This window comes from Nocardia sp. NPDC057227, from assembly GCF_042669725.1.
In the GTDB taxonomy this organism is placed as follows: domain Bacteria; phylum Actinomycetota; class Actinomycetes; order Mycobacteriales; family Mycobacteriaceae; genus Nocardia; species Nocardia asteroides_A.
Genome location: NZ_JBHUXA010000031.1, coordinates 1 through 12,556, shown reverse-complemented (window position 1 = coordinate 12,556; position 12,556 = coordinate 1). Strand labels below are relative to the sequence as shown.

Below are 12,556 nucleotides of genomic sequence, written 5' to 3'. Positions count from 1 at the left end.
CGTGACAGGATGGGGCCCGTGAGTACCGTCTACGACTGCGCGGATCCCGATTCGCGCGCGGCCGGACTGACCGCGGCGACCAGCGCGCTGAAATCCGGGCGCCTGGTCGTGCTGCCGACCGACACCCTCTACGGCCTCGCCGCCGACGCCTTCGACTCGTCGGCCGTCGCCGCCCTGCTCGCCGCCAAGCGGCGCGGGCGCGACATGCCGGTGCCGGTGCTCGTCGGCTCCTGGAACACCATCGACGGCCTCGTCTTCTCGGTCCGCCCGCAGGCACGCGAGCTGATCCAGGCGTTCTGGCCGGGCGGGCTCAGCCTGGTGGTGCAGCAGGCGCCGTCGCTGGCCTGGGATCTCGGCGACACCCGAGGCACCGTCATGCTGCGGATGCCGCTGCACCCGGTGGCGCTGGAGCTGCTGCGCGAGATCGGGCCGCTCGCGGTCTCCAGCGCGAACGTCTCGGGGCAGCCGCCGGCCACCACCGCCGCGCAGGCCCGCGAGCAGCTCGGCGAGCTGATCGGGGTGTACCTGGACGGCGGCCCCGCCGACCACGCGGTGGCCTCAACCATCGTCGACCTGACCGCCGACCAGCCGCGCGTGCTGCGCGAGGGCGCCGTCTCCGTGGCCGACATCGCCGAGGTGCTCGGCATGTCGCCGGAGGCGCTCGGCAGCCCCGTCTCCCGGTAGCCGGGGGTTCGAACTCACCGATGATCGGTTCGGGCGCTGTTGTCCCCCTGCGCGAGCTCGTGCTCGTGCTGCTCGTCTCCGCCACCGTCACCTTCCTCGCCACCGGTGGCATCCGGGTGCTGGCGATCGCCTTCGGTGCGGTCGCCGTCCCGCGCGACCGCGACGTGCACATCAAGCCGATCCCGCGGATGGGCGGGGTCGGCATGTACATCGGCGTGGTGGCCGCGGTGCTCTTCGCGCACCAGTTGCCCGCGCTCCGACGCGGTTTCGACTACGCACCGGATATTCCGGCGGTGCTGGCCGCGGCGACCATCATCGTCGCCGTCGGCATCGTCGACGACCGCTGGGGGCTGGACGCGCTGACCAAGTTCGCCGGCCAGGTCACCGCGGCCGGGGTGATGGCCGTGATGGGGCTCAGCTGGTACGTGGTCTACAACCCGTTCGGCAACACCACCGTCGTGCTGGACGCGCTGCAGGGCGGGCTGGTCACCGTCGCGGTCAGCGTCACCCTGATCAACGCGATGAACTTCGTCGACGGGCTGGACGGCCTCGCCGCCGGGCTCGGGCTGATCTGTGCCATCGCCGTCTTCGTCTTCTCCGTCGGGCTGCTCTACGAGCAGGGCGGCGACGTCAACACCTATCCGCCCGCACTGCTCGCGGCCGCGCTGGCGGGCGGCTGCCTCGGCTTCCTCCCGCACAATTTCCAGCCCGCCAAGATCTTCATGGGCGACTCCGGCTCCATGCTGATCGGGCTGATGCTGGCCGCCGTCTCCACCGGCGCCTCCGGCCGGATCCCGCTCACCGGGTACGGCCCGCGCGACTTCGTCGGCCTGCTCTCGCCGCTGCTGCTGGTCGGCGCGGTCATGTTCATCCCGGTGCTCGACCTGCTGCTCGCCATCCTGCGCCGGGTGCGCGCCGGGGTCAGCTTCTCCACCCCGGACAAGATGCACCTGCACCACCGGCTGCTGCAGATCGGGCACTCGCACCGGCGCGTCGTGCTGCTCATCTACTTATGGGTCGGCGTGCTCGCCTTCGGCGCCGTCGGTACCTCACTGATGGACCGCCGCCTCGTCGTGCTGCTGATGGCGGGCGGGCTGGTGTTCGCGCTGGTGGTGACGGCCGTGCCCGGCATAAGGCAGCGCCAGCGGGCCGAGCACTGAACCGCCTTCGGTAGAGTCGCCCCCGTGACTTCCGCGCCCCGCACCGAATCAGGTCCCGACGCGCCGATGCGCGCCGCGCTGCGGTACGGGGTGATCGGCCTCGCCGTGCTGCTGGTGCTGTCGGTGGCGCTGGCCACCGCGCTCGCCGGCACCGCGGGGCTCTGGGGCGCGCTGCTCGGCTCGGCCATCGGCGGCGGGTTCATCCTGGCCACCGCGATCATGGTGCTGTTCACCGGAAAGCTGGAGCCGAGCACCGCCCAGCTGGTGATCCTGGCGAGCTGGGCCGGGAAGCTGCTGCTGGCCCTTGTCGTGGTCGGCGTGCTGCGCCGCTTCGATTTCTTCGATCCGGTCGCGCTGTTCTTGACCGTGGTCGCCGCCTTGCTCATCGTGCTCGGCGCGGAGACCTACGGCGTCGTCAGCACGAAGGTTCCCGTCGTCGATCCGCCCGCTGGTAACACAGGCGAAACCGCAGGCCAGAGCTGAATACGCCCCACCTACACACTGTCGTAGACAACTTGGTAAAGTAAAGGTAAGCAAGCGACCGTGCGGGCGGATCCGAAAGGTCCCGATCCGGCCGCTATGCTTACTGCCGTACCGGGCCGGGAGGCTCCGGTTCTGCATGTCGACGAATGTCGCCGACACACGTACAGACGCCAACGCGGAATCCCGCTCAGCTGCTGACGACCTCGCGCCGACCTGAGTCGACCACCATGATCGTCAATGTCCGATCGAACCGCGGATACGAGAGAACCCGCGGCCCGAACACGGGAGAGAACGCTGAGCGTCACCACTTTGGCCGCGGAATTCCACGCGCCATCGCTAACCGACTTCTTCCCTCCGGCGCTGCTGTTCGAGGGAACCCCGTTCGAACTCGATCGTTTGATGCTCGTCCGCCTGCTGATGACGGCGGTGCTGGTCGCGTTCCTGCTGGTGGCCTTCCGCAATCCGCGGCTGGTGCCGCGCGGCCTGCAGAACATCGGCGAGACCGCGGTGGTCTTCGTCAAGGAGCAGATCGCCGAAGAAGTGCTCGGCAAGGAGAGCGGCCGCAAATTCCTGCCGCTCATCGCGACCATCTTCTTCACGGTTCTGTTCCTGAACTTCTCCGGCATCATCCCGGGCCTGAACATCTCCTCGAACGCGCGAATCGGTATGCCGATCGTGCTGGCCGCGATCGCGTACATCACGTTCAACTACGTGGGCATCAAGAAGTACGGCTTCCTGAAGTACATGCGCAGCAGCATCGTGGTGCCGAACGTCCCGCCCGCGCTGCACCTGCTGCTGATTCCGATCGAATTCGTCTCGACGTTCATCCTGCGGCCGTTCACGCTGACCGTCCGACTCATGGCCAACATGCTGGCCGGGCACATCATGCTGGTGCTGTTCTTCAGCGCCACCTGGTACTTCCTGTTCGACGCCACCTCCTGGATGAAGGTGTTCTCGCCCTTCTCGCTGCTCGCGGGAATCGGGTTCACCCTGTTCGAGCTGCTGGTCGTCTTCCTGCAGGCCTACGTGTTCGCTCTGCTGACCGCGGTGTACATCAGCCTCGCGCAGCACGCCGATTCTCACTGACCGCATACCGCATACCGCATACCTGCTGCACCCAGCCGACCGGCGGGTGAGCAACAGAAAGGGAATGGAAGACTCATGAGCCTCTCGTACCTGGCCCAGGAAGCTGCCAACACCGAGTCGACTTTCCGTGGCCTCGGCGCCGTGGGTTACGGCCTGGCCGCCATCGGCCCCGGCATCGGCGTCGGCATCGTGGTCGGTAAGGCGATCGAGGGCATCGCCCGCCAGCCCGAGCTGCAGGGCACCATCCGGACCAACATGTTCCTCGGCATCGCGTTCACCGAGGCGCTGGCCCTGATCGGCCTCGTGGCCGGCTTCATCTTCTGATTCCGATGAACGCCTACGCCGTATTCGCAGCGACCGAGGGCGAGGATGTGAATCCTCTCCTCCCCGCGACCTACGACATCGTCTGGTCGATCGTCTGCGTCGCCATCATCGGGTTCGTCTTCTACAAGTACGTGATCCCGCGCCTGACGAAGGTGCTCGACGAGCGCTCGGACAAGATCGAGGGCGGCATCGCACGGGCCGAGGCCGCGCAGGAAGAGGCCAAGCAGACGCTGCAGCAGTACCAGCAGCAGCTGACCGACGCCCGCACCGACGCCGCCCGCATCCGCGAGGAGGCGCGCACCCAGGGGCAGCAGATCCTCGCGCAGCTGCGCGCGGAAGCCCAGGCCGAGAGCGACCGCATCGTCGCCTCCGGCCACGCCCAGCTGGAAGCCCAGCGCCAGCAGATCCTGACCGAGCTGCGCTCCGAGGTCGGCCGGACCGCCGTCGACCTGGCCGAGAAGATCATCGGTCAGTCGGTGTCCGACGAGGCCAAGCAGGCCGCGTCGATCGACCGGTTCCTGAACGAGCTCGACCAGTCGGATGCCGGCATCGGGGTCGGAAGGTAGCGACGCGAAAGTGAGAAGCATGTACGCAGCGAGCCGAGAGGCCAGCTCCCGATCCAGGGAGGCGCTCCGGGCCGCTCTGACCGGAAGTGACAGCGCAGCCGCCACCACGGGGTCGGAACTGTTCGCCGTTGTCTCCGTGCTGGACGACCAGCGTCCGCTGCGTGTGGCGCTCGCGGACGCATCGGTACCCGGCTCGGCGCGAGCCGAGCTCAGTGAGCGGGTCTTCGGCGGCAAGGTCAGCCCCGCCACCCTGGCGGTGCTGACCACCGCGGTCGCCCAGCACTGGTCGCGCACCTCCGACCTGGTCGCCACCCTGGTCCTGCTCGGCCAGGAGGCGTTGCTCGCCTCCGCGTCGGACGGCGCCCGGCTGGACGCGGTCGAGGACGAGCTGTTCCGGCTCGGCCGGATCATCGCCGACAACCCGGAGCTGGACCAGGCGCTCTCCGACCGGAGCAAGCCGGTGCGGGCCAAGCGCGAACTGCTCGACCGGCTGCTCTCCGGCAAGACCGAGAGCATCACCCTGACCCTCGCGGAGCAGGTTGTCTCCCGGCAGCGCGGTTCGCTCGGCGCGGCCTTCGACGACCTGTCGTCGCTGGCGGCGGCGCGGCGCGAGCAGATCGTCGCCCATGTGCGCGCGGCGGTCGAGCTGACCGAGCAGCAGCGCGACCGGCTCGCCGGTTCGCTGCGGCGCATCTACGGCAAGCCGGTCACCGTGCACGTGCAGGTCGACGCGAGCTTGCTCAGCGGCCTCGTCGTGCACATCGGCGACGACGTGATCGACGGCAGTGCCACCGGCCGACTGGAGCGGCTGCGCCGGGCGCTGGCCTAGGCGCGCCCACCCCCCGACATTCGAGACCAGACAGCGAGAGCAGGAAGAACATGGCGGAGCTGACGATCTCCACCGACGAGATCCGTAGCGCGATCGAGAGCTACACCCAGAGCTACACCCCCGAGACCTCCATCGAAGAAGTGGGTGTCGTCACCGACACCAGCGACGGCATCGCGCATGTCAGCGGCCTGCCCTCGGCGATGTCGAACGAGCTGCTCGAGTTCCCCGGCGGCGTGCTCGGCGTGGCGCTGAACCTGGAGGACCGCGAGATCGGTGCGGTCATCCTCGGTGAGTACGCGAACATCGAGGAGGGCCAGGAGGTCCGGCGCACCGGCAACGTGCTCTCGGTCCCGGTCGGCGACAAGTTCCTCGGCCGCGTGGTGAACCCGCTCGGCCAGCCCATCGACGGCCTCGGCGAGATCGAGGCCGACGAGCAGCGCGTGCTGGAGCTGCAGGCCGCGTCCGTGCTGGAGCGCCAGCCGGTCGAGGAGCCGCTGGCCACCGGCCTCACCGCCATCGACGCCCTGACCGCCATCGGCCGCGGCCAGCGTCAGCTGATCATCGGCGACCGCAAGACCGGCAAGACCGCGGTCGCGATCGACGCGATCCTGAACCAGAAGGCGAACTGGGAGACCGGCGACCCGGCCAAGCAGGTCCGCTGCATCTATGTCGCGATCGGCCAGAAGGGCTCCACCATCGCCGGTGTGAAGACCGCTCTGGAGGAGCACGGCGCGCTGGAGTACACCACCATCGTGGCGGCCCCCGCCTCCGACTCGGCCGGCTTCAAGTGGCTCGCCCCGTACACCGGCTCGGCCATCGGCCAGCACTGGATGTACCAGGGCAAGCACGTCCTGATCGTGTTCGACGACCTGACCAAGCAGGCCGAGGCCTACCGCGCCATCTCGCTGCTGCTGCGTCGCCCGCCGGGCCGCGAGGCGTACCCGGGTGACGTCTTCTACCTGCACTCCCGGCTGCTGGAGCGCTGCGCCAAGCTCTCCGACGAGCTGGGCGCGGGCTCGATGACCGGGCTGCCGATCATCGAGACCAAGGCCAACGACATCTCGGCCTTCATCCCGACCAACGTCATCTCGATCACCGACGGCCAGGTCTTCCTTGAGTCCGACCTGTTCAACAAGGGCGTCCGCCCCGCGATCAACGTCGGCACCTCGGTCTCCCGCGTCGGTGGCGCGGCCCAGACCAAGGGCATGAAGAAGGTCGCGGGCTCGCTGCGCCTGGAGCTGGCCCAGTTCCGCGAGCTGGAGGCGTTCTCCGCCTTCGCCTCCGACCTGGACGCCGCCTCGCTGGCCCAGCTGGAGCGCGGCGCGCGCTGGACCGAGCTGCTCAAGCAGGACCAGTACACCCCGGTCGCGGTCGAGGACCAGATCGTCTCGATCTACCTGGTCGACGCCGGCTACTACGACACGGTGCCGGTGGGCGACGTCCGCCGCTTCACCCGGGACCTCCTCGCCGACCTGCACAGCAGCGCGCCCGAGGCGTTCGAGTCGATCGCGGGCGGCAAGGTGCTGCAGGGCGACGCCGCCGAGGCGATCAAGACCGCGACGGACAACTTCAAGCAGGGCTTCCTTGCCTCCGACGGCAGCCGCGTGGTGAACGAGGCCGACGCGGGCGAGCTGGGCAAAGAAGAGGTCGAGTCGCTGTCGGTCACCCGCAAGACGCTCGACAAGTGACCGGCAGCCCGACCACGGGAACGAAGGGAGTGTGATCAGCGATGCCCAGCTTGCGTGAACTGCGCTCCCGCATCCGTGGCGTGAACTCGATCAAGAAGATCACCAAGGCCCAGGAGCTGATCGCGACCTCGCGCATCTCCAAGGCCCAGGCGCGCGTCGCGGCAGCCAAGCCGTACGCCGAGGAGATCACCAAGGTGCTCGGCGAGCTGGCGAGCGCGTCGAAGAACCTGACGCACCCGCTGCTCAGCGAGCGGGAGAACCCGCGCCGCGCCGCCATCCTGGTCGTGACCAGCGACAGCGGCATGGCGGGCGGCTACAACTCGAACGTGCTCAAGCGCGCCGAGGAGCTGATCACCACGCTGCGCGGTGAGGGCAAGGAGCCGGTGCTCTACGTCATGGGCAACAAGGGCCTGACGTACTACACCTTCCGCAACCGTCCGGTGATCGCGTACTGGACCGGGTTCTCGCAGCAGCCGAATTACACCGATGCCTCGCCCGCGTGCAGGCACCTGGTGGATGCCTTCATGGCCGGTTCGGAGGGCACCGTCGCGGCGCCGGACGGCACCGGCGACATCGAGGGCGTCGACGAGCTGCACATCGTCTACACCCGGTTCGTCTCCATGCTGACGCAGGCCCCCGAGGTCCGCAGGCTGGCGCCGATCCAGGTGAGCTTCGTCGACGAGCGCATCGAAATGGGCGAGGACAGCCTCAGCGACTCGCCGAACGCCGCCGAGGTGACGGCGCAGTACGAGTTCGAGCCCGACGCCGACCTACTGCTGGCGGCGCTGCTGCCGAAGTACGTCAACACGCGTATCTACGCGTCGTTGCTCGACGCGGCGGCATCCGAGTCCGCGGCTCGGCGCACCGCGATGAAGGCCGCCACCGACAATGCCAACGAACTGGCGAGTGTCCTGTCCCGGCAGGCCAACTCGGTGCGTCAGGCCCAGATCACGCAGGAAATCAGCGAGATCGTCGGCGGCGTCAACGCCCTGGCGGCCAGCTCGGACCGCGACTGAGCACATCGACATCAGGAAGAGAACCAACCAATGACCGCAGCTGTCACCCAAGACAACACGAGCCGGACCGGTGGCGCGGCAGGCCGCGTCGTCCGGGTCATCGGCCCCGTCGTGGACGTGGAGTTCCCGCGCGGCGCGATCCCCGAGCTCTTCAATGCCCTGAACGCCGAGATCACCCTGACCGCGGTGGCCAAGACGCTCACGCTCGAGGTCGCCCAGCACCTCGGCGACAACATCGTGCGCACCATCTCGATGGAGCCGACCGACGGCCTGGTCCGCGGCACCACCGTCACCGATTCCGGCAAGCCGATCTCGGTGCCGGTCGGTGACATCGTCAAGGGCCACGTCTTCAACGCCCTCGGCGAGTGCCTGGACAGCCCCGGCCTCGGCCGCGACGGCGAGCAGTGGGGCATCCACCGCAAGCCGCCGAGCTTCGACCAGCTCGAGGGCAAGACCGAGATCCTGGAAACCGGCATCAAGGTCATCGACCTGCTGACCCCGTACGTGAAGGGCGGCAAGATCGGCCTCTTCGGCGGCGCGGGCGTCGGCAAGACCGTGCTGATCCAGGAGATGATCACCCGTATCGCGCGGGAGTTCTCCGGCACCTCGGTGTTCGCCGGCGTCGGCGAGCGCACCCGCGAGGGCACCGACCTCCGCCTGGAGATGGAGGAGATGGGCGTCCTCCAGGACACCGCGCTCGTCTTCGGCCAGATGGACGAGCCGCCGGGCACCCGCATGCGCGTCGCGCTCTCGGCGCTGACCATGGCGGAGTACTTCCGCGATGTGCAGCACCAGGACGTGCTGCTCTTCGTCGACAACATCTTCCGCTTCACCCAGGCCGGCTCCGAGGTCTCCACGCTGCTCGGCCGGATGCCGTCGGCCGTCGGCTACCAGCCGACCCTGGCGGACGAGATGGGCGAGCTGCAGGAGCGGATCACCTCGACCCGCGGCCGCTCGATCACCTCGCTGCAGGCGATCTACGTGCCCGCGGACGACTACACCGACCCGGCACCGGCCACCACCTTCGCCCACCTGGACGCGACGACCGAGCTCTCCCGCCCGATCTCGCAGAAGGGCATCTACCCCGCCGTCGACCCGCTGACCTCCACGTCGCGGATCCTGGAGGCGTCGATCCTGGGCGAGCGGCACTTCGCGGTGGCCAACGAGGTGAAGCGGATCCTGCAGAAGTACAAGGAGCTGCAGGACATCATCGCCATCCTCGGCATGGACGAGCTCTCCGAGGAGGACAAGGTCCTCGTCGGCCGGGCCCGCCGGCTGGAGAAGTTCCTCGGCCAGAACTTCATCGTGGCCGAGAAGTTCACCGGTCAGCCGGGTTCGGTGGTTCCGCTGGAGCAGACCATCGAGGACTTCGAGCGGGTCACCAAGGGCGAGTTCGACCACCTGCCGGAGCAGGCGTTCAACTCCTGCGGCGGGCTCGACGACGTCGAGGCGGCCGCCAAGCGGATCGCCGGGAAGTAGTCCACCATGGCTGAAATGTCGGTGGACCTGGTCGCCGTCGAGCGGCGGCTCTGGTCCGGCACGGCGTCCTTCGTCAGTGCGCAGACCACCGAGGGCCAGATCGGCATCATGCCGGGCCACGAGCCGCTCCTCGGCCAGCTGGTCGAGGGCGGCACCGTGAGCATCGTGCCCGTCGACGGCGAGCGCATCGTCGCGGCGGTGCACGGCGGCTTCTTCTCGGTGACCGCCAACACGGTCCGCGTGCTCGCCGAATCGGCGGAGCTGGCGGGCGAGGTCGACGTGGAGGCCGCCCGCGGCGTGCTCTCCGACTCGGCGGCCTCCGAGGACGAGCTGCGGATCGCACAGGGCCGGGTGCGCGCCTACGAGCGCAACGCCGAGTCCTGACTCCGCGCAGCGAACCCCCCACTGTCGGCGGCGAGAAATTCTCGCCGCCGACAGTGGCGTTTCGGCGGTTGTTCAGGGGATGTTCCACTCCGGCCTGGCGGCCAGGGACAGCGGGGCTTCCGGTCCGTGATTGAATGGCGACGAGGGACCCGCGAATCGGCGGTGCGAGCGAGAGGACCACAGCATTGGGAACCGGGATGATTCTGTTGATCATTCTGGTGTTGCTGCTCGTCTGTCTCGCCCTCGCTTCCAGCTATCGCCTGATCATGTTGCGGCGCGGCGGAACCGCCGCGATCCTGCGGGTGCTGCCTGCCCGCGGCGGGTCGGGCTGGCGGCACGGTCTGATCCGCTACGACGAGGATCGCCTCATCTTCTACAAACTCACCAGTCTCAGATTCGGGCCGGATTCGGTGATCACCCGGCTCGGTATCGAGATCGGCGACCGCCGCGGCCCGCGCGGCGACGAGTTCGACATCATGACCGACGACATCGTGGTGATCGCGGTGGCGGACAAGGAGGGCGAGTTCGAGCTGGCGCTCGACCGCAACTCGCTCACCGCCTTCCTCTCCTGGGTGGAGTCGCGCCCGTCGGACCGCTCCCGCCGCATGCAAGGCAGATGACATGAACGTGCACCTCACCCGGATCTACACCCGCACCGGCGACGACGGCAGCACCGGGCTGAGCGATTTCTCCCGGGTATCCAAGAACGACCCGCGGCTCGCCGCCTACGCCGACTGCGACGAGACCAATGCCGCGCTCGGGGTCGCGCTCGCGCTCGGGGCGCCGCCGCCCGCGATCGCCGAGGTGCTGCGCGGCATCCAGAACGACCTCTTCGACGCGGGCGCCGACCTCTCCACCCCGGTGGTCGCCGAGCCGAAGTACCCGCCGCTGCGGATCACCGAGCCCTACATCGAGCGGCTCGAAGGCTGGTGCGACGAGTTCAATGCCGAACTCGCGCCGCTGAATTCGTTCATCCTGCCCGGCGGCACCCCGCTGGCCGCGCTGCTGCACACCGCGCGCACCGTCGCCAGGCGGGCGGAGCGCTCGGCCTGGGCGGCGATCGAGGCGCACCCGGACGACACCTCGGTGCTGCCGGCCAAGTACCTGAACCGGCTGTCGGACCTGCTCTTCATCCTGTCCAGGGTCGCCAACCCGGGTGGCGACGTGCTCTGGCAGCCGGGCGGGGGGCGCGCCGCCGACGGCGGCCGGGAAGCATGAGCCGACGAACCGGGTGAGACCGGATACCGGCAACCTGCGCGGGCAGCCCACCGAGGGCCCGCGCCGCAACTATCCTTGCATCCAACGGTGCGCCGACAATGCGGAGAGGCGGCATGGAACGGTTTCTGGTCACGGGCGGTAATCGCCTGGTCGGCGAGGTCGAGGTGGGGGGCGCGAAGAACAGCGTCCTCAAGCTGATGGCAGCCGCCCTGCTCGCCGAGGGCACCACCACGATCACCAACATCCCGGACATCCTCGACGTTCCGCTGATGGCCGAGGTGCTCCGCGGCCTCGGCTGCGAGGTGACGATCGACGGCTCGGCGGTCAGCATCAACACCCCGGCCGAGCCCAAGTACCACGCCGACTTCCCTGCGGTCACCCAGTTCCGCGCCTCGGTGTGCGTGCTCGGCCCGCTCATGGCGCGGTGCAAGCGGGCGGTGGTCGCGCTGCCCGGCGGCGACGCCATCGGCTCCCGGCCGCTGGACATGCACCAGGCCGGGCTCCGGCTGCTCGGCGCGACCAGCGAGATCGAGCACGGCTGCGTGGTCGCCAGGGCCGACGAGCTGCAGGGCGCCCGGATCCGGCTCGACTTCCCCTCGGTCGGCGCCACCGAGAACATCCTGATGGCCGCGGTGCTCGCCGAGGGCGAGACGGTGCTCGACAACGCCGCCCGCGAACCGGACATCGTCGACCTCTGCACCATGCTCAGCCGGATGGGCGCCCAGATCAGCGGCGCGGGCACCTCGGTGCTCACCATCCAGGGCGTGAAGCGGCTCGCGCCGACCACGCACCGGGTGATCGGCGACCGGATCGTCGCGGCCACCTGGGGCATCGCCGCCGCCATGACGCAGGGCGACGTCCGGGTCACCGGGGTCAACCCCAAGCACCTCTCCCTGGTGCTGGACAAGCTGCGCTCGGCCGGCTCGCGGATCTCCTTCGAGCCCAACGGCTTCCGCGTGATCCAGCCGGAGCGGCCGCGCGCGGTGAACTTCTCCACGCTGCCGTTCCCCGGCTTCCCGACCGACCTGCAGCCCATGGCCATCGGCCTGGCCGCCGTCGCGGACGGCACCTCGATGATCACCGAGAACATCTTCGAGGCCAGGTTCCGCTTCGTGGAGGAGATGATCCGGCTCGGCGCCGACGCAAGGACCGACGGGCACCACGCCGTGGTGCGCGGCATCCCGCGGCTCTCCAGCGCTCCGGTGTGGTCCTCGGACATCAGGGCGGGCGCCGGTCTGGTGCTGGCCGGCCTGGTGGCCGACGGCACCACCGAGGTGCACGACGTCTTCCACATCGACCGCGGCTACCCCCGGTTCGTCGAGCAGTTGCAGGAGCTCGGTGGCGCAGTGGAGCGCGTAACCATTGAAAAACGTTCCTGACCAGGCGATTTGACATTGTGCAGCGAGCGACGTAACTTTTAACCCGTCAGAGCGACACGGACACCGACCCGGGGGACCGGGACACGAGGTTGGACGGTTGAGCGCCTGACGGATTTGGATACCTGCTCTTGATGAGCTAAGCTGGTCCAACAGCCGCACGGAAACTCCGGAGAATATCCGGTTCGGATGTGTGTGCGTGTGTTCTTTGAGAACTCAATAGTGTGTCGATGAATGTCAGTGCCAAATTTTTTGGTTCTCGA

General features: G+C 68.7%; 14 protein-coding genes. All 14 read left to right on the top strand.

Going from position 1 to position 12,556, the window contains the following annotated elements:
* Nucleotides 1–18: 18 nt before the first annotated feature.
* Entirely contained in the window at nucleotides 19–684 is a 666-nt protein-coding gene (locus ACFUJ1_RS30085) for an L-threonylcarbamoyladenylate synthase (RefSeq protein ID WP_233016279.1), read from the top strand.
* 20 nt (nucleotides 685–704) lie between these two features.
* The gene (locus tag ACFUJ1_RS30080) at nucleotides 705–1,844 is read left to right on the top strand and encodes an MraY family glycosyltransferase (RefSeq protein WP_233016280.1); all 1,140 of its coding nucleotides are present in this window, start codon (nucleotides 705–707) and stop codon (nucleotides 1,842–1,844) included.
* A gap of 66 nt (nucleotides 1,845–1,910) precedes the next feature.
* Complete coding sequence (locus ACFUJ1_RS30075; RefSeq protein WP_233021167.1) at nucleotides 1,911–2,327, top strand: hypothetical protein; 417 nt, start codon at nucleotides 1,911–1,913, stop codon at nucleotides 2,325–2,327.
* 237 nt (nucleotides 2,328–2,564) lie between these two features.
* Nucleotides 2,565–3,413 carry a F0F1 ATP synthase subunit A gene (gene atpB, locus ACFUJ1_RS30070; RefSeq protein ID WP_378650695.1) on the top strand — a complete coding sequence of 283 codons (849 nt, stop codon included), beginning with the start codon at nucleotides 2,565–2,567 and terminating at the stop codon, nucleotides 3,411–3,413.
* A gap of 75 nt (nucleotides 3,414–3,488) precedes the next feature.
* Nucleotides 3,489–3,737 carry an ATP synthase F0 subunit C gene (locus ACFUJ1_RS30065; protein WP_233016282.1) on the top strand — a complete coding sequence of 83 codons (249 nt, stop codon included), beginning with the start codon at nucleotides 3,489–3,491 and terminating at the stop codon, nucleotides 3,735–3,737.
* 5 nt (nucleotides 3,738–3,742) lie between these two features.
* Nucleotides 3,743–4,303: a F0F1 ATP synthase subunit B gene (locus tag ACFUJ1_RS30060; RefSeq protein ID WP_233016283.1), complete on the top strand. Its 561-nt coding sequence runs from the start codon at nucleotides 3,743–3,745 to the stop codon at nucleotides 4,301–4,303.
* Nucleotides 4,304–4,322: 19 nt separating this feature from the next.
* Nucleotides 4,323–5,132 carry a F0F1 ATP synthase subunit delta gene (locus ACFUJ1_RS30055; protein WP_233016284.1) on the top strand — a complete coding sequence of 270 codons (810 nt, stop codon included), beginning with the start codon at nucleotides 4,323–4,325 and terminating at the stop codon, nucleotides 5,130–5,132.
* Between the two features lie 50 nt (nucleotides 5,133–5,182).
* A complete protein-coding gene (gene atpA, locus ACFUJ1_RS30050; protein WP_378650694.1) occupies nucleotides 5,183–6,820 on the top strand; it encodes a F0F1 ATP synthase subunit alpha in 1,638 nt (545 codons plus the stop codon).
* A 41-nt stretch (nucleotides 6,821–6,861) separates the two neighbouring features.
* Complete coding sequence (locus tag ACFUJ1_RS30045) at nucleotides 6,862–7,836, top strand: F0F1 ATP synthase subunit gamma (RefSeq protein ID WP_378650693.1); 975 nt, start codon at nucleotides 6,862–6,864, stop codon at nucleotides 7,834–7,836.
* A gap of 30 nt (nucleotides 7,837–7,866) precedes the next feature.
* Nucleotides 7,867–9,315 (top strand): F0F1 ATP synthase subunit beta, encoded by a 1,449-nt coding sequence (atpD, locus tag ACFUJ1_RS30040; protein WP_233016287.1) that lies wholly within the window; start codon nucleotides 7,867–7,869, stop codon nucleotides 9,313–9,315.
* A 6-nt stretch (nucleotides 9,316–9,321) separates the two neighbouring features.
* Entirely contained in the window at nucleotides 9,322–9,699 is a 378-nt protein-coding gene (locus ACFUJ1_RS30035; RefSeq protein WP_378650692.1) for a F0F1 ATP synthase subunit epsilon, read from the top strand.
* A gap of 197 nt (nucleotides 9,700–9,896) precedes the next feature.
* Complete coding sequence (locus tag ACFUJ1_RS30030) at nucleotides 9,897–10,319, top strand: DUF2550 domain-containing protein (protein WP_233016289.1); 423 nt, start codon at nucleotides 9,897–9,899, stop codon at nucleotides 10,317–10,319.
* 1 nt (nucleotide 10,320) lies between these two features.
* Nucleotides 10,321–10,917, top strand: coding sequence for a cob(I)yrinic acid a,c-diamide adenosyltransferase (locus ACFUJ1_RS30025; RefSeq protein ID WP_378650691.1), 597 nt, complete (start codon nucleotides 10,321–10,323; stop codon nucleotides 10,915–10,917).
* A gap of 113 nt (nucleotides 10,918–11,030) precedes the next feature.
* Nucleotides 11,031–12,296: a UDP-N-acetylglucosamine 1-carboxyvinyltransferase gene (gene murA / locus ACFUJ1_RS30020; RefSeq protein WP_378650690.1), complete on the top strand. Its 1,266-nt coding sequence runs from the start codon at nucleotides 11,031–11,033 to the stop codon at nucleotides 12,294–12,296.
* The last annotated feature ends 260 nt before the right edge of the window (nucleotides 12,297–12,556 follow it).

Bases quoted from the DNA above. Each gene is read 5' to 3' on its own strand.
- atpB (WP_378650695.1), top strand. From the start codon at position 2,565: ATGTCCGATCGAACCGCGGATACGAGAGAACCCGCGGCCCGAACACGG.
- ACFUJ1_RS30080 (WP_233016280.1), top strand. From the start codon at position 705: ATGATCGGTTCGGGCGCTGTTGTCCCCCTGCGCGAGCTCGTGCTCGTG.
- ACFUJ1_RS30025 (WP_378650691.1), top strand. From the start codon at position 10,321: ATGAACGTGCACCTCACCCGGATCTACACCCGCACCGGCGACGACGGC.
- ACFUJ1_RS30065 (WP_233016282.1), top strand. From the start codon at position 3,489: ATGAGCCTCTCGTACCTGGCCCAGGAAGCTGCCAACACCGAGTCGACT.
- ACFUJ1_RS30060 (WP_233016283.1), top strand. From the start codon at position 3,743: ATGAACGCCTACGCCGTATTCGCAGCGACCGAGGGCGAGGATGTGAAT.
- murA (WP_378650690.1), top strand. From the start codon at position 11,031: ATGGAACGGTTTCTGGTCACGGGCGGTAATCGCCTGGTCGGCGAGGTC.
- atpD (WP_233016287.1), top strand. From the start codon at position 7,867: ATGACCGCAGCTGTCACCCAAGACAACACGAGCCGGACCGGTGGCGCG.
- ACFUJ1_RS30055 (WP_233016284.1), top strand. From the start codon at position 4,323: ATGTACGCAGCGAGCCGAGAGGCCAGCTCCCGATCCAGGGAGGCGCTC.
- ACFUJ1_RS30030 (WP_233016289.1), top strand. From the start codon at position 9,897: ATGATTCTGTTGATCATTCTGGTGTTGCTGCTCGTCTGTCTCGCCCTC.
- ACFUJ1_RS30045 (WP_378650693.1), top strand. From the start codon at position 6,862: ATGCCCAGCTTGCGTGAACTGCGCTCCCGCATCCGTGGCGTGAACTCG.
- atpA (WP_378650694.1), top strand. From the start codon at position 5,183: ATGGCGGAGCTGACGATCTCCACCGACGAGATCCGTAGCGCGATCGAG.
- ACFUJ1_RS30035 (WP_378650692.1), top strand. From the start codon at position 9,322: ATGGCTGAAATGTCGGTGGACCTGGTCGCCGTCGAGCGGCGGCTCTGG.
- ACFUJ1_RS30075 (WP_233021167.1), top strand. From the start codon at position 1,911: ATGCGCGCCGCGCTGCGGTACGGGGTGATCGGCCTCGCCGTGCTGCTG.